The organism is Chordicoccus furentiruminis (genome assembly GCF_019355395.1).
In the GTDB taxonomy this organism is placed as follows: domain Bacteria; phylum Bacillota; class Clostridia; order Lachnospirales; family Lachnospiraceae; genus Chordicoccus; species Chordicoccus furentiruminis.
The window spans coordinates 2,296,740-2,317,688 of the sequence record NZ_CP048829.1; the positions used below are offsets into that span (position 1 = coordinate 2,296,740).

A 20,949-nucleotide genomic window follows, 5' to 3' on the forward strand; every position below is an offset into this window, starting at 1 on the left:
GTCGAAAGATTCTTCGGCATAGTATTTCGGGTCAATCCAGAGAATAGAGCAGCTTCTTTATAGCAGCTTTCTTCCAGATTTTTTCGTCATCCTCAAATGCCGGGGCGGCTTTATTCATTGCTTCTGTCATCATTTCAAGCGTTGCGAACGCATAAAAGCCGGATGTTGTTGACATACTTTCATGACCCAACAGCTGCATGATAAAAGGAAGCGGCACTCCATTGCGATATAGATCCATTGCTTTTGTTTTACGGATCAAATGACAATGAACGTTTTCCGGGACCTCCGGACAAGTAATGCGAGCTGTATTCGCTGCCACTTTTAAAATCAGGCTTATGCTGCCCGTAGATAACTGATGAGGCTTCCCATCAAGTCGGCTATAGAACAGCGGTGCTTCCGTCAAGTCTGGATGGAATTCTTCAAGGTACTTTCTTAAGTGAGCCACTGTTTTATCCATAACCGGAACATTTCTTGTCTTGCGCCCCTTTCCGATCAGCGTAACAAATGGGTGGGGTACATCCAGATGAAGAGATGCCAACGACAGATCGGATAGCTCCTGTACTCTTGCCCCAGTATCGTAAAGAAGTATCAGGATCATACGGTTCCGGCGATGTTTTGCCGTCCTGGTATCATAAGATGCCAGTATCGCTTTTGTCGCTTCCGGCTGCAGGTATTCGATTGGCTTTTTCTCTTCCTTGATTTTTCTGACTGTGCAGACATCATTGTAAATACCTCGGAGTTCAAAATCCTCATCTGCACAATACTTAAGAAAAGAGCGGATTGCCGTCAGTTTCAAATTTATCGTTTTGGGAGCGTACTTTTTTTCGCGGAGCCATTCAACAAAGTCCTTAACATTACTTCGGTTGAATGCCTCAAATGTCACCTGATCTTCCCTTAATCTTTTCTCACTTTCCAAAAATAATAGATAGGAATTCAGGGACTGTTTATAAGCTGCAACAGACTTGTCCGACTGGTTGCGTACCGCAGGCATAAAATCATGAAGATATGCCCGTGCCATCTGCCAGAAGTCTTTATCTTTCTTCCTCTTATACTTCATCGGCATCCACCTCCGGTATCAATTCTTCTGTGGAGGCAGTCATGCCACGGTATTGGGGAAAGAAATCTGGTATCAGGTGTATGTAGTAATAAGTGCTTTCCAATGAAGAATGCCCCATGTACCGCATCAGATACGGGAGCATTGCGTGGATGTCTTTGCCTTCCGACGCCCAACGCATGATATTTGCGCATGCAAAGTGATGCCGAAAATCATAAGCCCGAGGCTTGACTTTGCCGTCTCTTTTTAAGCCTGCTGACAGCCAGATATTTCTAAAGTTAGCAGATAAAGCAGTACTGGAACAGATTTCTCCACGCCCACCAGGGAAAAAGTATTCTCTTTCCGGGAATACCTTGCGTATGGCAGCATTATAATCTATAAGATACTGCGTCAGTTCTTCTGATAAAAAAAGTCGCCTGTCACGGTGTGCCTTAGCCCACAGGATATCGACATAGCTTTTATCCAGATGAACATCCTGACACTTTAACTGTCTTGCTTCTGCTGATCTGACGCCGCAGCAATACATAAAACGGTATAGCGCTGGAAGGACATATGCCCTGCCCGGGATTTTTTTTCTGAGTACGTACTGATCGCATTCTTTAAAAAAGCAATGGATTTCAGCCTCTGTCATCAGGTAAACTTCCGGACGATGGCGTTGGATGATAAATGAATTATCCAATACATATGCGCTGATATCGCCGGTATTGACAAGGTATCTGCCGAATTCACGGATCGGTGAGACCCAGCTTCTGTCGCTGGTAGTTGATTTTTCTGCATGTTCCAGTGCCCATCCATCAACGACCTCTTTGATAAGGGTGGGATGATCTCCGTGTGCGGCATTGTACCTGTCTAATTCTCGAAGATACACGGACGCTGATGTATATTTAATACCCAAAGCATGCTTGTAATCCAGAAAGTCAGATATTAAAGGGCCGAGCCTGCTAACAAAAGTCGTCATGTGTGCACCTCCCTTGAAATACCATCAAAAGGAAGGACGCACTCTTTAAGCCGGTTTTCGTCAGTTGTGATATAGATTCCGGTAGTATCGGGATCCGAGTGCCCAAGTATGGCGGCGATCGTCTCAACAGGAACTTCATTTCTGACCATTGTCGATGCAGCGTTATGCCGGAGCATGTGCATTCCGAGAATACGGTCATCAGTAGATACGCTTGCCTTCTCAAGAATACGCTTGACCATCATGTAGCAGGATGAATGACATGAAAGCGGATCAAACGGAGCAATGAGTCTCACAAACAGGTAATCATTTGGTGCCTTTGGACGCTGCGTGGTCAGATATCGGGCAATCGCATTACCCACGGCCGGTGTTAAGGGAACACAAACGAGATTTCCTGTTTTGCTTTGTCTCCATGAAATCGTATCGTTCCGCCAGTCGATATCTGTTAGTCGAAGCTTGATTATATCGCATGCACGGATACCTGTGGATAATCCCAGGAGGATCATGGCGGAGTCACGCAATGGTGTAGCTTCATCATCAGTAACAGATTTAATACGCTCTTGTTCCTCTGCTTCGAGAACCGGGATGATTCGATGATGTCGCAGGGCGTGAATGCCTGACAGTGCCGCCAGCAGATCATCCCGCTCAAGGTATCGGCAGATTTTCCTGATTTCACAAAGAATTCCACGTTGCCGTTCGGGTTTAGAATTCTTTATGTAGTCAAGGAAGATAGCTGCTGTGAGATCTTCTAATGGGACCACATCCTCTTTTCCCTCAAGGAAAGAAAGGAATGCATACATTCCATACTCATAAAAATGGCGAGTGTTCTCGTTTTCATACTCATCTTTTAGATAGAAACAGTAATCCGTGTAGACTTTTCGATAATACGCATTCTCCGGTTGCAATCTTGACCTTGAAGTGGTCGTAAAAACAAACTGACCGGTCCTGATGTACGAGTCAATAAGCCTGATAAAACGGCCTTGAAGATGATAACGCTCTTTACTGAACTTTCCGGTTTTGGGACTGATTACAGAATCAGCATAAAGCTTGCCGATTTCATGGTTATACTCCGCAGCATTGTGTTCTTTGCAGAATGTCTTAAACCTTCGTACAGCACCTTGGTAATTAAAAATGGTGGAATCATTATATCCGGCATCTTTCAAAGCATTGATAAGTAACATGCAGACAGTATCTATATCCATCTTGAAGCACCTCCTTAGAAATTGATGCTTCAAGTATAAAATACTATGCCGAAGAATCTTTCGACATCGAAGAAAACTCAAGCAACAAAGAAAAACTTCGGCATAGTTTTTTCTTCGGCATAGTCCGTTTTATGCCGAATTCAGGATAAAACGGACAATGGAAGTGAATTCTCCAATCCAAAGAAAATCGAATACCGGGACTACGCTGTACCCGGCTATGGATTACGCCGAACCAGCATCTACTACTGTGATGCCGGCTGTCCTTACCAGAAAGGGGCAATCGAGGTCAACCACGAATTGATCCGTCGGGTTCTCCCAAAGGGGAGCAGTTTTGACAACCTGACACAGGAGGACGTGACCCGGATGATGAACCACATCAATTCCTATAAACGAAAAAAGCTGAACGATCGCAGCCCATACGAAACGTTCAGCTTTCACTATGGAGAAGAGGTATTAGAGCTTCTGAGGTGTACTCCGGTAGCAACTGAAGACATCCTTCTGAAGCCTTCTCTTCTCAAGTAATACACCACGACAGAGCCGCCAACACCACAAGCCCATACTAGCCAAAGCAGGGGTGGATTCTCCGATTACAAAAAAACCGAGAGGGAGTCGACCTCCTATTGGCATGCCTGTCAAGATCATCATATACGAAAAGAGCGGATCTGAACAGACTGCGTCTCGTGTACAAACGAAGCATCTCGTGTGCAAAACTGGCATCTGGTGTACAAAAGTGGCGTTTCGTTTACAAATATGTACTTTTCAATTTACAAATAAGCATCTCGTCTTACAAACTGGCGTCTCGGATTACAACTCAGCGGCGGCAGCTGTTACCGGAGAATCCGGTAGCAGCTGCCGTCGTAGTCGATCAGGCCGTCATTCCGCATCGCGGCCAGCTCCCGTGTCATCGCGCTGCGGTTCGAGCAGAGATATTCCGCGAGCGCGGTGCGCGTCAGCGGGCTGACGACATAATCCGAATGCTGTTTCTCCTGAAGAATGCGGAGATAGGCCATCAGCTTCCCCCGCAGAGTGGGACGGGAGCAGATTTCGATCTTCTCGATCAGACGAAGATTTTTCTGACCGAGCAGATGGAAGAGGTTCTCCGAGATCCGCATGTGAAACGGGCACATATGCGGACAGGTGTGAATTACTTTGGAAACCGCGGCGAAGAGGACCGTCGTTTCCTCGCCGGCAAGGAAGCTGACCCGTGAGGCGGCGTCGGACTGGACCGCAAAGGTTTCTCCGAAGAGGTCGCCGGGCTGCATGAAGGCCAGCAGCGAGCGGCTGCCCTGCAGGTCCTCCTTGACCATATGCACGGAACCGGAGAGAACGACGCCGATATGATGCACATTCTCTTCATCGAGGATCAGGATTTCTCCCTTGTGGAATGATTTCTGATAGCCGCCGATACAGGGAAGAACCTTCCGGATTTCGGATGCAGTCAGCCGGTCGAACAGCGGAACTTCTTCATAGGAAAAAGATTTCTTCATCGTGCGTCCCTCCACGCGGACAGATAGTCCTTCTGTTATTATAGGCGGAGTGAGCCGCTGCGGACAAGCGGCATGCAGAATCAGCGACGAGAAAAAATTGAAATAATTAGCACTCAACTATTGACAGTGCTAACAATTAGTGGTATAAACATAATCGAAAAGAGAAAAGGGATGCCGGAAAGGTAAAGAAGACATCCCGCAGATGCTTCAGCTATCAAGCAGTACAACATCTGAATAGACGAGGAGGAATGACATATGATGTATTTACCGAGTTTGTTCGATGATCGCATGAATGAGATGGAAGACATGATGAATGACATGGACAGGGATTTCTGGAACGTCAGTTATCCGGTGTTCGGTCATCGCGCGGACCGCATGATGAGAACGGACGTCCGGGAACATGACAACGGATATGAGCTGGACGTGGAACTGCCGGGCTTTAAGAAGGAAGAACTGAAGCTGTCGCTGAAGGACGGTTATCTGACCATCCACGCGGAGAAGACGCTGGATAAGGACGAGAAGGAAAAGAAGAGCGGCAAGCTGCTTCGTCAGGAACGCTACGGCGGGACGCTTGAGAGAACCTTCTACATCGGCGACGTGTACAGCGAGAGCGACATCAAGGCCCAGTATGAGAACGGCGTACTGAAGATCACGCTTCCGAAGAAGGATCAGAAGAAAGTCGATACAAATAAGTACATCGCGATTGTCGGCTGATGAAGCGGCCGGTTTCCGGGGAAAGGCTTCGGCGGACAACAATCCGCCGGAGCCTTTTTCGATCAGCTTTTTCTTGCGGAATGCATGCCGCGGAATATAATGAAATCAGATCAGTGACTACGGGATGCGGCGGAACAGACCGCTGCCCGGCGAAGAGGAGGCATTATGAAGGAATGGTTCAGAAGACTGCTTGACAGCAAGATCGTGATGGCGGTTGTCAGCATCGTTTTTGGTACTGTGCTGATCGCGGAACGGGGCGCGGCTGTGGCGTTTATCGTGAAGCTGTTCGGCTGGGTTATGGTGGCGGCGGCCGTGGTGCAGGTGATCCGCTACGCGGTGAAGAGAGAGTCGAGGGAACCGGGGATCCTGGCTTCGGCGGTTGTCTGCCTGATCATCGGCTTCATTTTCGTCGCGTCGCCGCGCGTGATTGTGGATCTTTTCCCGGTGCTGATGGGACTCGTGCTGATTGTGAGCAGCGCGGCGAACATCGCGGGTCTTCTCGGCTCCGTCTTCCGCAATTCATTCTGGACGGCCTCGCTGATTTTCGCGATCCTCTCGCTGGTTCTCGGGGTGGTGGTGCTGCTGCATCCGTCCGCGGTCGCGGATCTGCTGCTGGTGATCGCGGGCTTCACCTTCGTGGTGAACGGATTCACCGATCTGATGATGCTGAGCGCGTTCCGAAGCCAGATCAAAAAGAAAGACTGATTCTGATACAGGACAGAGGCTGCCGCATTGGGCCGCCGGGCTGCCGCAGGGCGCGGACTTCCGCAAGATTCCGTGGCCTTACGCACAGCCCCGGCTCTGTGCGGCGGCTTTTTTTACTTTTTTCCGGACACGGAGCGGAATTTCGCAGGAGAAGGCCGATCGGCGGACCCCATCAGCCGTGCGGTTCCGGTCCGGCTGACGGAACACCCGGGGCGGTTTCCAGCCAGAGCTCGTACCAATCCAGCAGCGTCTCCGTCCACTTCCTGCCGGCTTCCTCCAGACGGCGAGACAGCTCCTCAAGAGCGGCCCGGCTTCCGGGATCGGAGAAGAGCCAGTCCGAAAGCGATGGGACGGGAGCAGCCGGCATTTCCGCGATTTTTTCCGACGGAATCGCTGGGCGCTTCGCTGCTTTTTCTATAGGAAACTCTGATCGATTTGCATCTTCTTCCGTCGGAAGCCCTGAGCGCTTCGCGTACGCTTTCCGGTACGCTTCATCCAAAAGGATGAAGGCAGCCTCTGCCTTCTCCCGTTCCCGGCGGTTGAGCTCAAACCGCCAGTCGAGGGTCTCCTCTTCGGTGGAGAAGGGTCTGAGCCGGGGATGTTCCGCCTTCGGAACGGCGCGCAGCCCATCGATCAGCCGCTGGTTTTCCAGCGAACGCGCGGCGGCGGGGGACTGTCCGTCCGCTTTCTGATCCATCATCCTGCGGTAATGCCCGTAGCCAAAGGGATAGAAGAGAGCCTCGCGCTGACCGGGTTCAAGGATCAGCAGAGAATCCGCGACCTGCTGCAGAAAATACCGGTCGTGGGAGACGATGAGCATCGTGCCGCGATAGCTTCGGAACAGTGATTCCATCGTCTCACGGGCCGGAATATCCATATGGTTGGTCGGTTCATCGAGCAGCAGGAGGTTCGGCCGGCTCTCGAGAATGCCGGCCAGCGCGAGACGGGACTTCTCCCCTCCGGAGAGACTTGAGACCGGCTTCGACAGATCGCGCCCGCGGAACAGATAGCCGGCGAGCTTCTCCCGGAGTTCCTTTTCCGTCAGAACCGGGGAACGGTCGTGAAACCAGTCATGTACCGTCCGGGGATCAGAGAACGCTGCGGTCATCTGGTCAAAGTACGCCGTATCGATATGCCCGCCCATCGTCAGATGTCCGCCCAGAGGCGGGAGAAGCCCGGCGACGGTTCGGAGAAGGGCGGATTTGCCCGCGCCGTTCGGTCCGATGATGCCGAGCTTTGCGCCCCGGCGGATCCGGAGCGTCAGCTCCATCAGAGGCCGATCATAGCCGATCCGGAGATGATCGAAGCTGACGGGCCACCGGGTGCCGGGCCTCTCCGGCAGCAGCCCGCCGGTATGGATCGCCGCTTCGAGTGGATCCGGGCGCTCGACGCGCGGCATCCTCTCCAGCATCGTCCTCCGGGCCCGCGCGAAGGCGGCTTTTTTCGGCTTGTGACGGAACGTCTCGATCAGCTCTTCTTCGCGGGCGATCTCCGCCTGCTGCCGCCGCCACGCCTCGTACTGCTTCCGGTACTCCGCGGTACGGGCGTCCCGGAATGCCGTGTAATTGCCCGGATAGCGGAAGAGCCGCCCCCCGCGGACGTCCCATACGACATCGGCGAAGCGGTCGATGAAAAAACGGTCGTGGGAGACGGCGACGACCGCGTGCGGGTAGGCGGCCAGATACCGCTCCAGAAATTCCACGGCGGCCAGATCAAGATGATTGGTGGGCTCGTCCAGCAGCAGGACCTCCGGCTCCTCCAGCATAAGCCGGAGCAGGGAAAGCCGGACCTGCTCCCCTCCTGAGAAGGTGCCGCAGGCGCGGCTTTTGTCGCGTACATGAAATCCCATCGCTGTCAGCATCCGGCTGTACTGCGCCTCTCGTCCGAACGTTTCCTTCTCGAAGCGCTCGTCCTCCGGACGGCCCATCCGGGCCGCTTCCGCCAGCATCTCTCCTACGGTTTGCGCCGGATCGAGAGAGGTCTGCTGCGAGAGCAGTCCCGTGGAGCAGGCGCGGGCCCAGACCAGCCCGGATGAGGGCCGGCTGTCATCGGTTTCGAGATCCAGTCGTCCGGCGATGATTTCCAGAAGCGAGGTTTTTCCGGCTCCGTTGCGGCCGACGATCGCGGCTTTTTCGGTGCCGCGGATACTGAAGCTGAAATGAGAGAGGACGGTCCGGCCACCCCGCGTGACGGTGCCGTCCGTGATGGATAGTAACATGGATGCCTCCGGGTGCATTTCCAGATAACAGTTCTTTCCGTGACAGTGTACAATAAGAAAGGCCGTTCGTCACGGATCTTTCGGAGGCGCGCTTCCGATGAATGATGTGGCGGGCGGACGGACAGTTGGTGTATAATGCAGGTAAAGATTCTGTAAAGGCTGCGTAAAGGCAGCGGGGAGAAGCGAATGAAACTGAGCGAACTGAAGGAGATAGTCAGGAGAAAAGGCTTCGGGACGAAGCTGTACGGCAATGTGAACGGCGAACCGGTTTATCTCTCATGCGGGGTCCGGGAGCTGTTTCTCGGAGGAGATCAGGACATGCAGACGGTCATCGAGACCGTCGGGCGTTTTCAGGGAGGCGATTACGGCTCCGCCGCGGAGCGTGGCAAGACGTCCGCAGCGGGCCATGAGTACGGACGGTATGAGATTGCTTCCGTCGAGACGGACACGGAGGATGACCCGGCCGTCTGGATTCACCGCGCGGAAGCGGCGCTGCTGGTGTATTTCCGGTTCGAACGATGACGAGATATCCGGCGGCGCGGAGAGGCCGCCATACACCGCAACTGGCCGGTGTAAGCTGAAAGGAGTATGAGATTTGTCAATCCTTAACTTTGTGGAGCTTTTCGGTGGCCTCGCGTTCTTTCTGTACGGCATGACGCTGATGTCTGCCTCTCTCGAGAAGATGACCGGCGGCAAGCTGGAAAAGATGCTCAAGAAAGCGACGGACGCGCCGTGGAAAGGCTTTCTCGTCGGCACGATCATCACCATCGCCATTCAGTCCTCATCGGCCACGACTGTGATGCTGGTCGGGTTCGTGAACTCCGGCATCATGGAACTTCATCAGACCATCAGTGTGATTATGGGCTCGGATATCGGCACCACGCTGACGGCGTGGATCCTGTCGCTCACCGGCATCAACGACAAGGGCAGCCCGGCGCTTGCGATGCTGAAGCCGGAGAACTTCTCGCTGGTCTTTGCCGTCATCGGGATCCTGCTGGCGATGGTGTCCAGGCGCCAGAAGCGGAAGGATCTCGGATCGATTCTGGTCGGCTTCGCGATCCTGATGACCGGGATGAGCATGATGAGCAGCTCGATGAGCCCGCTGGCCGGTGATCCGCGGTTCCAGCATCTGCTGATCGCGTTCCGCAACCCGCTGATCGGCGTGCTGGTCGGCGCGGTGATCACGGGCATCATCCAGAGCTCTGCGGCGTCCATCGGCATCCTGCAGTCTCTGTCGATGACAGGACTGATCTCCTACGGCGTTGCGATTCCCATCATCATGGGCTGCAACATCGGCACCTGTATGACCGCGATTCTCTCGGCGATCGGCGTCAACCGGAAGGCGAAGCGAGTGGCGGTGGTGCACGTTTCCATCAAGATCATCGGCACGATTTTCTGGCTGCTTGTGTTCCTTCTGCTGGACGGCATTTTCCACTTTGTCGCTGTGGACGCGACGGCGAATACGGTCGGCATTGCGGTATGCCATACGATCTTCAATATCCTGACGATCCTGCTGCTGTTCCCGTTCCAGAAGCAGCTTGACCGTCTGGCGCATTTCCTGATCCGCGACACGGAGGAGGAAGAGGAGCTCTTCCTCGACGAGCGTCTGATGGCGACGCCTTCCATCGCGGTGGCGGAGTGCGAGGAAGCGATGAACAAGATGGTGAAGAAGGCCCGCAAGGGTCTGGACGCTTCTCTGGAACTGCTCCGGGACGGCTTCACCCAGCAGAATTACGACTATATCCAGAAGAACGAGAAGAAGATCGATTCCTACGAGGATCATATCGGAAGCTACATCATGAAGCTGACGACGACGCAGCATCTTTCGGAGGATGACAAGCGGAAGGCAACCGTGATGCTGCAGGGCATCGGGGAATTCGAGCGGCTTGCGGACCATGCGGCGAATTTTGCCAACTCATGTCAGGAAATGCATGAGAAGGGTCTTCAGTTCTCCTCACAGGCCCAGGTCGAGCTCCGGAAGCTGCTGGACGCCGTGCATGAGATCTACATGGACGCGGTGAACGCCTACCGGAAACAGGATCTGGAGACGGCCCGGAAGATCGAGCCGCTGCAGGGCGTCATCTCGGTGATCTGCGCCTCGCTGAAGGAGCGTCATGTCGAACGTCTGGAAGCCGGTATCTGCAGCGCGGTACAGGGCTTTATCTATAACGACCTGCTCTACAGCTGCGGGCGGATCGCGGATCACAGCCAGAACATCGCGGCCATTGTGCTCCGCTCGGCCAAGGCGACGCAGGGCGAGGGGTATATGCATGATATCAAGCTGCGGCATACGCCGGAGTATGAGCGGCTCTATGACGAATACTACCGCACCTTTATGCCGGAGGCGGTGACGGCAATCGACCGGGAGGCGGATTCCGAGGCGGAGGCGGATATCGCGGTCCGGGCCGGAGAGGCGGGCGAGCCGGAACTTCAGGCGGCCAGATAAGCGGCGGTTGCAGAACCCTGGAGCGGCTTGACAGCCGCCGGGGAAGAGAGTAAACTAATCATAGTTAGATCCATATAACTCCAGAACAGCTCCCGATTCGGGAGCTGTTTCAAAGTTCATTGGTTAGAGAAGTCAAACTTCCGATCCGAAAACAGCAGGAGGACAGAGATGAGCGTAGTCATTATCGGCGGCAACGAATGTATGGAGCGGCGGTACAAGGAACTCTGCAGGAAGCACGGCTGCGACGCCAAGGTGTTCTGCAAGTTCAGCAGCGGGATGAAGAACCGGATCGGCAAGCCGGATCTGATGATTCTTTTCACGCATACGGTATCGCACAAGATGGTGCAGTACGCGCTGGCGGAAACGGCCTCCGCGACGACAGTGGTGCGCTCGCACACGAGTTCAATCGCTTCCCTCGAACGGATTCTCGGGGAAGCGGCCGGCTGAACAACCGGACGGCACATGGAGGACCCGGATCAGTACGGTACGCCGCCGGAAACGGAGACGCCGCGGATCCGGACTGGAACGGGCAGCGTCAGGAATGGAGACGCCGCGGAACAAAGAAAGAGGAGCGGGATATGTACAGAATCACAGTGAAAATTGACGGCATGGCGTGCGGTATGTGCGAGGCACATATCTGCGACGCGATCCGGAAAGCGTTTCCGGACGCGAGGAAGGTGAGCGCTTCCCACAGAAAGAAGGAGGCGTCGTTTCTGACGGACCAGCCGGCGGGTGAGGCCGAGCTGGGGCAGACAGTTGAGGCGACGGGGTATCACTACCTGTCCTCCGAGTCCGTTCCGTGGGAGAAGAAGGGGCTGTTCGGCGCCCGGAAAGCGTAAGACGCGCCTTCTCGCCTGAGGAATCCTTCTTCCCGCGATGCATCCGCAGGGCCGGCTGTGCTATACTGATTCCGTCAGACTCATTTCACCATTTCGGAGGAGAAGACATATGGCAGTCGGAGTCAACGGGAAGAAGCGGATCTTCACGATCCGGACGAAGCAGACGACCTACCAGATGATGGCGGACGCGCACGGCGCGCTGCTGCATCTTTACTACGGACCCCGCGCGGAGGGCGAGATGGATTATCTTCTCACCTATTATGACCGGGGCTTTTCCGGCAACCCCGGAGATGTCGGCAATGAGCGGAGCTACTCGCTGGATGTGCTGCCGCAGGAATATCCCCAGACCGGGACCGGCGACTACCGGTCGCCCGCGCTGACCGTGGAAGGCGCGGACGGCTACACGGGCTGTGACCTCCGGTATCAGGGGTATACGCTCGGCAAGGGAATGCCGGCTCTTCCGGGACTGCCGGCTGTCTATGCCGACGGCGCGGAGGCCGAGACGCTGACCGTGCGTCTCGCGGACGAATCGCGCGGGATCGCGGTGGACCTTCTCTACGGTGTGCTGCCGGGGTTGGATATCATCACCCGGAGCGCGGTGATCCGGAATACGGGGACGGAGGAACTCAGAGTAAAGAAGGCGCTGGCGGCAAGCCTCGATCTTCACGGGGACCGGTATGACGTGATCAGCTTCTACGGCCGGCACGGCATGGAGCGGAATGTGCAGCGCGCACCGCTGGGACACGGGGAATTCCGGATCGGCAGCCGGCGCGGGACCTCCTCTCATGAATACAATCCGCTGCTGATTCTGGCGGACCGGGAGACGACGGAGACCGCCGGATTCTGCTGCGCGATGGAATTTGTCTACAGCGGCGGCTTCAACGCGTCGGCCGAGACGGACCAGTACAACTCGACCCGGATGCAGATGGGACTGGCGGAGCATCTTCTCGACTATCCGCTCGCTCCGGGCGAAGCCTTCACTGTGCCGCAGGTGATCATGACGGCCAGCGGGGACGGCTTCGGGACACTCTCCCAGAATCTGATGGACTGCGTGCGGAGCCACGTCTGCCGCGGGAAGTACCGCGACGCCTTGCGCCCGGTGCTGCTCAACAGCTGGGAGGCGTGCTACTTCGACTTCAACGGGGAAAAACTGAGAGAACTGGCGAAAAACGCGGCCGGGCTGGGCGTGGACCTGCTGGTTCTGGATGACGGATGGTTCGGCAGCCGGTGCGATGACAACCGGGCTTTAGGGGACTGGACTGTCAACGAGACGAAGCTCGGCGGCCCGCTTACGGACCTGATCCGCGACGTGCACGCGGAGGGGCTGAAGTTCGGGATCTGGTTCGAGCCGGAGATGGTCAGCGAGGAGAGTCTTTTGTTCCGCACGCATCCGGACTGGGCGCTGACCGCGCCGGACGGACGGGCAGTCCGCGGACGGAATCAGCTCGTACTCGATTTTTCGAGGCCGGAGGTGGTCGACGGAATCTATGAGCAGACGGCCCGGATTGTGGATCAGGGTGTCGATTATCTGAAGTGGGACTACAACCGCAGCATCGCGGACGTCTTCACGCGGGGCGGACACGATCAGGGACGCGTCCTCTACGATTATATCCTCGGTCTGTACTGTTTTCTGGAGAGATTGCATACGGAGTACCCGGATCTGCTCATCGAAGGCTGCAGCGGAGGAGGAGGCCGTTTTGACGCGGGGATGCTGTACTATACGCCGCAGATCTGGTGCAGCGACAACACGGACGCCATCGACCGGATCCGGATCCAGTACGGCACATCCTTCGGCTATCCGGTTTCGGCGGTCGGCGCGCATGTGTCCGCCGTGCCGAACGAGCAGTGCGGCCGCGTGACGTCTCTTGCGGTGCGGGGTCTGGTGGCGATGGCGGGCACCTTCGGGTACGAGCTGGACCCGGCCCGTCTCACGGAGGAGGAGAAGGCCGAAATCAGACAGCAGATCAGCGACCGGAACCGCTGCGCGTCTCTGATCGCAGAAGGACGCTACTTCCGGCTGACTGATCCGTTCCGCGACCCGGTGGCCGCGTGGTGCTTCGTCTCCCGCGACGGCACGCAGGCGCTCGTCTGCGCCGTGACGCTGGAGGCGCACTGCAACAGTCCGGTGTCATATATCCGCATCCGCGGTCTGCAGGAGGGCGCGGTGTATGAAAATGCAGCAGACAGCCGCCGCTATCCGGCGGACGGCCTGATGAACGCCGGTCTTCCGGTACCGCTTGAGATGGGTGAGTACCGTGCGTACCGCTGGGAGCTGCATCTGGTCTGAGCGGAACCGGCCGGAGACGGAAGGGGCGGCTCTATGTCCGGACGGCCTCGGAAAAAGAACAGGCGGAACAACAGCGGCACGGGAGCCGGATGCGGACCGATCGGGCCGGCATCCGGCCGGATAAGGAGAACAGACGATGACAGAAGAGGAACAACGGCTGATGGAGCAGGGGGCGAACCCCGGTTCGCCGGAGGGCGCGCCGGGACACGCGATGCTGACCCGGATGAACCGGGAGCACGCGCCGCTGCGGGCCTTCGCCTTTTCCCATATGAAACTGGCCGACAAGGAACGGATCCTCGACGTCGGCTGCGGCGGAGGCGCGACGATCGCGGAGCTGCTTGCGCTCGCTCCGCGAAGCGAGATTGACGGGATCGATTACATGGAAGCCAGCGTCGAGGAGACCGGACGGCTGAACCGGGACGAGCTGGGACGGCGGCTCACAGTGCAGAGGGGCGACGTGCAGCATCTCCCTTACGCCGACGGTACCTTCGATCTTGTGACCGCGGTGGAGACGGTCTATTTCTGGCCGGATGTGACGGCGGCGTTCGCCGGGATCCGGCGGACGCTGAAGCCGGGCGGCGAACTCGCGGTGATCTGCGAGGGCTGTGATCCGGACAACAATCAGTGGCCGAAGATCCCGGGCACGTTCCGGATCTACCGGCCGGGCGAGCTGGTGCAGAAGATGTTTGAGGCCGGCTTCGATGAAGTGCATTTCTATCACGGGGAGGCGCAGATGATCCTCGTGCTGGGCGTAAAGAATCAGTGAGGCGAGTGATATGGATCAGAAAACAGACAGAATCAGCGCGGAGCTGATCGACTTTCTTGACCGATCGCCGAACGCGTTTTTTGCCGTGGACAATATGAAGCGGATGCTGGCGGAGGCGGGCTTCCGGGAGCTGAAGGAATGCGAGAGATGGCATCCGGAACCGGGCAGGGGCTATTACGTGACGCGCAACGGCTCCGCGCTGATCGCGTTCCGGATGCCGGAGAGGCCCTTCCGGGGCTATCAGATTATGGCCAGCCACTGCGACTCGCCCGCGTTCCGGGTGAAGACGAAGGCGGGGATGGAGAGCGGCGCGTACGTGAAGCTGAACGTGGAGCGCTACGGGGGCATGATCCTGTCGACCTGGCTCGACCGGCCGCTTTCGCTTGCGGGCCGCGTGCTGGTGGATACGGGAAGCGGCGTGGAGAGCCGGCTGGTGAACATCGACCGGGACCTGCTGATCATCCCTTCTCTGGCGATCCATATGAACCGGGAGGCCAACGACGGATACCGCTGGAATCCCCAGACGGATCTTCTGCCGCTGCTGGGGATGGCGGAGAACGGACGGACCGTGGTGGAGCTGGCCGCCCGGGAGCTGGGGATCGACGCGGATACGATTCTCGACATGGATCTGATGCTGTACAACCGGATGCGCGGAACCGTGCTCGGCGCGGACGGAGAGTTCATCGCCAGCGGCCGGCTGGACGACCTTCAGTGCGCTTTTGCCTCACTGAAGGGTTTTCTGGCGGCGCTCCCTTCGGAAAGTGTCGCCGTGCACGCCGTCTTCGACAACGAGGAGGTGGGAAGCGGAACGAAGCAGGGTGCGGCGTCAACCTTTCTCCGCGACGTTCTGGACCGGATCGCTTCGGCGTCCGGCATGACCGGGGAGGACCAGATCCGGGCGCTTCGCTCCAGCTTCATGGTGAGTGCGGACAACGCCCACAGCGTCCACCCGAACCACGAGGAGAAGGCGGATCCGACCAACCGGCCGGTGATCAACGGCGGCGTCGTGATCAAGTACAGCGCCAACCAGAAGTACACGACGGATGCGGTGTCCGGGGCTGTCTTCCGGAAGATCTGCCGGGCGGCCGGGGTTCCGTACCAGACCTTCGCCAACCGCTCCGATCAGCCGGGCGGCTCGACGCTCGGGAACTTAAGCAGCCTTCAGGTCGCACTGAGCACGGTGGATGTGGGACTGGCGCAGCTGGCGATGCATTCCGCCTATGAAACCGCGGGCTCAAAGGACACGCTCTGGCTGGCGGAGGCCGCGCGCACGCTGTTTTCAGGGAGCGTCGCGGCGCTGGGAGACGGCGAGTACCGGCTGGATTTCTGACGGAACGGTCCGGCGGCTGCATTTCCATCCGGAGGATCCGGATGACGGCGTGCTCACGGAAGAAAAGACTGCGTTTTGTATCAGAAGATATACATCCGGCTGAGCACGTGTACGAAATCCGTACATGAACCGGACGGCGATTGACAGATCCGACTCTTGCCCATAGACTGACACCATACGAGGGAGAGCAAGGACGTTCTTTTCGGGGAACGTGCCTGCTCTCCCTTGTTTTGTGACAGGGCCCGATGACCGGAAGCGGAGCGGACGGCCCGGAGCAAAAACGGACGGGCGGCGGACGAAAAGGAGAGACATGAAAGAAGACTGACGGCCGGCGCCGCTCACGGAAACGGGAGGGGAGAATATGAAGATCAATGTCAACACCGTCACATGGGTATTGCTCTGTGCCGCGCTCGTGTACTTCATGCAGGCCGGCTTCGCGCTCTGCGAGGCGGGGCTTACGCGTGCCAAGAATACCGGCAATATCCTCATGAAGAATCTGATGGATTTCTGCATCGGCACACCCTGCTTCTGGCTGATCGGCTTCGGACTGATGTTCAACGGGACGGGCCCCGTCATCGGGCATCTGGATCCGCTGATCAGGGGGACGTACACCGCGTCGAACAGCGTGGTGCCGCAGACGATGCCGCTCTGGTGCTACGTGATTTTCCAGACCGTGTTCTGTGCGACGGCGGCCACGATCGTCTCCGGCTCGATGGCTGAGCGCACCAATTTCAAGGCTTACTGCATCTATTCGGCGGTGATTTCCCTCATCGTCTATCCGATCAGCGGCCACTGGATCTGGGGCGGCGGCTGGCTCTCTCAGCTCTCGTTCCATGATTTCGCCGGCAGCACCTGCGTCCATATGGTCGGCGGCCTGATCGCCTGCCTCGGAGCGGCGCTTCTCGGACCGAGAATCGGCAAGTATTCGAAGGACGGCAAGGCGCGCGCGATTCCGGGCCACAACCTGACGGCGATGGCGCTCGGCGTCTTCGTGCTCTGGTTCTGCTGGTTCGGATTCAACGGCGGCTCGACCGTCGCGATGGACGGGGCGGACGCCGCGAACACTGCGTCTCTCGCGTTCATGAACACGAACCTTGCCGCGGCGGTGGCGACGCTGACCACGATGATCTTCACATGGTTCCGCTACGGAAAGCCGGATGTCTCGATGACCTTCAACGCTTCTCTGGCGGGCCTTGTAGCGATTACGGCCGGATGCGACTGCGTCAGTCCGGTCGGCGCGTTCTTCATCGGCCTTGTGTCCGGCATCATCGTGGTGCTGAGCGTCGAGTTCTTCGATCATGTCGCGAAGATCGACGATCCTGTCGGCGCCGTGTCCGTCCATATGGTGAACGGCATGTGGGGCACGATCGCGGTCGGTCTCTTCTCCACCGGAGCGGACGGCGTCGGCAAGGGCCTCTTCTACGGAGGCGGCGCGCGTCAGCTCGGCGTGCAGGCGCTCGGTGTCGTGGCGGTGGCGGCGTATGTGCTGATCGTGATGCGGATCGCGTTTGCGATCATCGACAAGGCAGTCGGCCTCCGTGTGCCGGCTCAGGTCGAGATCGACGGCCTCGATCTTCATGAGCATGGCCTCGCTTCCGCTTATTCCGGCTTCGCGATCACGGATGTGACCGATATCGGCCTCGATCCCAACGAGAACACGGATCTGGGCGAGGATGTGTACGAGAAGGCGTCCGACACCCAGAAGCAGGCGGCTGTCAAGGTTGTCCGCGAGCCGGAAGTCGTTCCGGAGCTGGATGCAGGGATTCACAAGGTTTCGATTATCTGCCGGCTCTCCAAATTTGACTCCCTCAAGAAGGCGCTCAACGAGCTCGGCGTCAGCGGCATGACGATGACCCAGGTGATGGGCTGCGGCATCCAGAAGGGCACGACGGAGCGCTACCGCGGCGCCGTGGTCGACTCGACGCTGCTCCCGAAGGTGAAGATTGAGGTGATCGTCGGCCAGATCCCGGTCGACAAGGTGATCGAGACGGCCAAGAAGGCGCTGTACACCGGCCACATCGGAGACGGCAAGATCTTCGTCTACAACGTCCATAAAGTCGTCAAGATCCGCACCGGCGAGGAAGGAATCGATGCGCTCCGCGATGTGGAGTGACGCGTTCCGGCTGGATGGGACTCAGACTATATGAATAGGGCATGAAAGACGGGCGGCGGCGCCGGAGCGGGACTCCGGCGCCGCCGCCCTTTTATGGAAACGCCGGGATGAGGGAAGAAAACAGCGCATTAGTCATTGGCTATTAGTGAAAAAATCAATTGACAATAATGCAATCGGATGAATATGTAGTATAATATACAGCATAATACAGCAAAACAACGAACAACATGAGGCTTCGTGCACATGTGTGGGTAGGAAATAGCCTCTGCCTACCATAATAACAATTGAAAAGGTCATCGGACTCTCGTAATGTATAGCTGTCGAAGAAATACAGAACGGAGATTCCAATGACCTCAGCTAATACATTATTGAAGAACATCCTTGACGTCAAGGGTGCAGTTGTTCAAGGCGCCGATTTTTCTGTTGATGCACATGGAGTAAAGAAGCTCACAGTCCGTATGCGTCCCAAAAATCGGGAGTCTGACCGCTGTCCGATCTGCGGCCGACATTGCTCTGTCTATGACAGATCCAGTATTATCCGGTCCTGGAGAGCCCTCGACTTTGCCGGCATCCTGGTGTACATCAATGCGTATACCCAGCGGATCAGATGTCCGAAGCACGGCGTTCTGGTTGCTGCCGTTCCATGGGCGTTCCACGATTCCGGATTCACCAAGAGCTTTGATCTGACTGCCACCTGGATGGCTGAGAATCTCAGCCGCAGCGCCGTAGCCGAGTACCTCCGGATCGACTGGAAGACCGTTGCCCGCTGCATCACAAGAGTCCGCAAATACATTGAGCCTGATCCAGGTAAACGGCTGGACAACCTTGTCAACATCGGAATCGATGAGACAAGCTATCGTAAGGGTCACAAGTACATTACCGTCATAGTGAACCACGATACCAATACGGTTGTCTGGGCAAGCAACAAGCACGGAAAAGAGATCTTTTCCAAGTTTCTGGAAAGCCTTACTCCAGAGCAGAGGGCATCCATAAAGGTTGTTACCGGTGACGGTGCCAGATGGATCGACCAGTGCATTGAAGAATACCTTCCGAACTGTGCACGCTGCGTTGATTCCTTCCACGTTGTAGAGTGGGCAAACGAAGCACTTGATGCTCTTCGCAAGGAAGCGTGGCGCGATGCCCATCAGGAACTCAAGGAGCTCAAGAAGACCGTTAAGCGCAAGCGCGGTCGCGGAGCTTTGAAGGATAAGGATTCCATTGCCGTCCATAAGGCGGAGGAGAAAGCGGCTGAAATAAAGGGCTCTGCTTACGCATTAGGGAAAGCACCGGAACACCTGACCAACAAGCAGGAAACGCAGCTGGCTGAAATCGCGGTCAGCAATAAACGTCTGTATCGTGGGTACCTGCTGAAAGAGCAGTTGAGGCTCATTCTTCATATGGACGATGCGGATGAGGCAAAGGAAGAACTGGACAGGTTCTTCTGGAGAGCCACCCACAGCCGCATCGATGAATTCAAGGAGCTTGGTCACAAGATCCGCCGGCATGAAGAGCACATCCTCAATACGATTCGATTGAAGATGAGCAATGCCAGAATCGAGTCGACCAACAACAAAATCAAATTGATCATCCGGAGAGCATTTGGCTTCCGAGATGTGGAGAGTATGATCGATATGATCATGCTTGTCTGCTCGAATATTAAGGTTCCTTTACCGAACAGGCCGATAGCGGAGCCAGAAAACTAACAATGGAGGGGCTTAACGGGCATTTCTGCCACGGATTTTACCCACAGGTACGCCCGAAGAGCCAACATTAATGATGCATTCTTGGAAGGAGAAACATGTAAATGAGAAGTAGAATTATCATAATTGCAATAACCTTGTGCATGGCAATGCCTATAGCTTCTTGTGGAAATAAGGAAGAAACAGAGCATGTGTCTGAGTCGGTGGAGGCTTTGGATGATGTCGAACAAAACACTGTTGTTCCTTCGATCGAAGACCAGGAAGTGAATCCCGTTGTGCCAGATGCAGCTTCAGATAATACGACTGAAAACATCTCAAGTGAGTTAGAGGCAGATACGACTTTAGATAATGGAGCGGATAGCATTTCTGAAGATCAGGCATATGCGGCAGTTATTAACTATTGTAAGGCAACTATCCCAGACTTTTCTGATGAGATTAACACTGAGGGATTCAGTGAGTATTGGGATGTGTCAACAAACGAAGATGGTGAAATAGTTGTTTTGTATCGCTCATATACTGCGGCACAGACACGATATTATATTGACTCTGTCACAGGGGATACATATGTTACTGAGCTGGTGCCCGGAATTATTGATGACGAGCAGAGAACCGGAGAGACATTCAATGTGAGGGATTACCTAGTGGATCCCGGTCAGCAGGATACTCCGACTCCACCAGAGAACAGCGCATCTGCTCCAGCGGAATATGAGACAGCAGACGGATTTATGAGCTCGTTTCTTTTATCCACTGAGAGGGATAAGATTGACACGACAAATGAGTATGGCACCTTCTACAGAGTTGTTTATGAGGCTTCACTGGAAGGAAACGAGCTTATCGCATGTGGCTCCATGGATTACAGAAATTCCATGGACCAGGATTCGATTTATATCTCTTCCGACCTGAAGCACATTTTTATAGTTGACGATAACACAGTATACCAGAAGGGTGGAGAAGAGAGCACTGTTACGGTTTCAAAGGATGAATTTGCGGAACTCCTCGACGAACGGAAGGACTCGGGTATGTTCCTTGGAGTAGAGATAAAGGATGGAGTAGTTTCTACAGCCATGCTTTTCGCACAGTAATGATTCATGATCATAGCTGTACACTTGCGTGGACAGAGCACTTCAAATCTG

At 55.9% G+C, this 20,949-nt stretch carries 17 protein-coding genes and 1 pseudogene; 13 read left to right on the plus strand and 5 right to left on the minus strand.

From position 1 onward, the window contains the following. Positions 1-31 precede the first annotated feature (31 nt). Genes G4C92_RS10420 through G4C92_RS10430 form a run of 3 tightly spaced genes read right to left on the minus strand, consistent with a single transcriptional unit; the run spans position 32 to position 3,211 of the window. Positions 32-1,057, minus strand: a complete 1,026-nt coding sequence (locus G4C92_RS10420) for a tyrosine-type recombinase/integrase (RefSeq protein WP_274939782.1) — start codon at positions 1,055-1,057, stop codon at positions 32-34. Further along, positions 1,047-2,012 carry a tyrosine-type recombinase/integrase gene (locus G4C92_RS10425; protein ID WP_274939783.1) on the minus strand — a complete coding sequence of 322 codons (966 nt, stop codon included), beginning with the start codon at positions 2,010-2,012 and terminating at the stop codon, positions 1,047-1,049. Before G4C92_RS10425 ends, G4C92_RS10420 begins: the two co-directional genes overlap by 11 nt. After that, positions 2,009-3,211: a tyrosine-type recombinase/integrase gene (locus tag G4C92_RS10430; protein ID WP_274939784.1), complete on the minus strand. Its 1,203-nt coding sequence runs from the start codon at positions 3,209-3,211 to the stop codon at positions 2,009-2,011. The genes G4C92_RS10425 and G4C92_RS10430 overlap by 4 nt, the downstream gene beginning before the upstream one ends. 150 nt (positions 3,212-3,361) lie before the next feature. On the opposite strand from G4C92_RS10430, the pseudogene G4C92_RS15255 reads away from it, so the two are divergent. Next, positions 3,362-3,733: pseudogene (locus tag G4C92_RS15255) on the plus strand (transposase); the annotation flags it as partial. Positions 3,734-4,038: 305 nt separating this feature from the next. Here the strand turns inward: G4C92_RS15255 and G4C92_RS10440 are convergent. Then, a complete protein-coding gene (locus G4C92_RS10440; protein ID WP_274939785.1) occupies positions 4,039-4,698 on the minus strand; it encodes a Crp/Fnr family transcriptional regulator in 660 nt (219 codons plus the stop codon). A gap of 255 nt (positions 4,699-4,953) precedes the next feature. Here G4C92_RS10440 and G4C92_RS10445 point away from each other — a divergent pair, with 255 nt between their 5' ends. Then, the gene (locus G4C92_RS10445; RefSeq protein ID WP_330654699.1) at positions 4,954-5,412 is read left to right on the plus strand and encodes an Hsp20/alpha crystallin family protein; all 459 of its coding nucleotides are present in this window, start codon (positions 4,954-4,956) and stop codon (positions 5,410-5,412) included. A 165-nt stretch (positions 5,413-5,577) separates the two neighbouring features. Next, positions 5,578-6,117, plus strand: a complete 540-nt coding sequence (locus G4C92_RS10450; RefSeq protein ID WP_274939786.1) for a DUF308 domain-containing protein — start codon at positions 5,578-5,580, stop codon at positions 6,115-6,117. Positions 6,118-6,289: 172 nt separating this feature from the next. On the opposite strand, the gene G4C92_RS10455 is transcribed toward G4C92_RS10450, so the two are convergent. Continuing rightward, complete coding sequence (locus G4C92_RS10455) at positions 6,290-8,335, minus strand: ABC-F family ATP-binding cassette domain-containing protein (protein ID WP_274939787.1); 2,046 nt, start codon at positions 8,333-8,335, stop codon at positions 6,290-6,292. Positions 8,336-8,521: 186 nt separating this feature from the next. Here G4C92_RS10455 and G4C92_RS10460 point away from each other — a divergent pair, with 186 nt between their 5' ends. The 10 genes from G4C92_RS10460 to G4C92_RS10505 all read left to right on the plus strand — a co-directional run bounded on the left by G4C92_RS10460 (position 8,522) and on the right by G4C92_RS10505 (position 20,898). Beyond that, a complete protein-coding gene (locus G4C92_RS10460; RefSeq protein ID WP_274939788.1) occupies positions 8,522-8,857 on the plus strand; it encodes a hypothetical protein in 336 nt (111 codons plus the stop codon). Positions 8,858-8,930: 73 nt separating this feature from the next. Then, positions 8,931-10,781, plus strand: a complete 1,851-nt coding sequence (locus G4C92_RS10465; protein ID WP_274939789.1) for a Na/Pi cotransporter family protein — start codon at positions 8,931-8,933, stop codon at positions 10,779-10,781. 168 nt (positions 10,782-10,949) lie between these two features. Further along, positions 10,950-11,228 (plus strand): DUF2325 domain-containing protein, encoded by a 279-nt coding sequence (locus G4C92_RS10470; protein ID WP_274939790.1) that lies wholly within the window; start codon positions 10,950-10,952, stop codon positions 11,226-11,228. 131 nt (positions 11,229-11,359) lie between these two features. Beyond that, a complete protein-coding gene (locus G4C92_RS10475) occupies positions 11,360-11,620 on the plus strand; it encodes a heavy-metal-associated domain-containing protein (protein ID WP_274939791.1) in 261 nt (86 codons plus the stop codon). A gap of 109 nt (positions 11,621-11,729) precedes the next feature. Further along, positions 11,730-13,907, plus strand: coding sequence for an alpha-galactosidase (locus tag G4C92_RS10480; protein ID WP_274939792.1), 2,178 nt, complete (start codon positions 11,730-11,732; stop codon positions 13,905-13,907). A 136-nt stretch (positions 13,908-14,043) separates the two neighbouring features. Next, complete coding sequence (locus tag G4C92_RS10485) at positions 14,044-14,673, plus strand: class I SAM-dependent methyltransferase (RefSeq protein WP_274939793.1); 630 nt, start codon at positions 14,044-14,046, stop codon at positions 14,671-14,673. Positions 14,674-14,683: 10 nt separating this feature from the next. Continuing rightward, entirely contained in the window at positions 14,684-16,003 is a 1,320-nt protein-coding gene (locus tag G4C92_RS10490; protein WP_274939794.1) for a M18 family aminopeptidase, read from the plus strand. Between the two features lie 361 nt (positions 16,004-16,364). Further along, on the plus strand, positions 16,365-18,116 hold the full coding sequence (locus G4C92_RS10495) for an ammonium transporter (protein ID WP_274939795.1): 1,752 nt from the start codon (positions 16,365-16,367) through the stop codon (positions 18,114-18,116). Positions 18,117-18,463: 347 nt separating this feature from the next. Next, positions 18,464-19,819 (plus strand): ISL3 family transposase, encoded by a 1,356-nt coding sequence (locus tag G4C92_RS10500; protein WP_274939796.1) that lies wholly within the window; start codon positions 18,464-18,466, stop codon positions 19,817-19,819. Positions 19,820-19,920: 101 nt separating this feature from the next. After that, complete coding sequence (locus G4C92_RS10505) at positions 19,921-20,898, plus strand: hypothetical protein (protein ID WP_274939797.1); 978 nt, start codon at positions 19,921-19,923, stop codon at positions 20,896-20,898. The last annotated feature ends 51 nt before the right edge of the window (positions 20,899-20,949 follow it).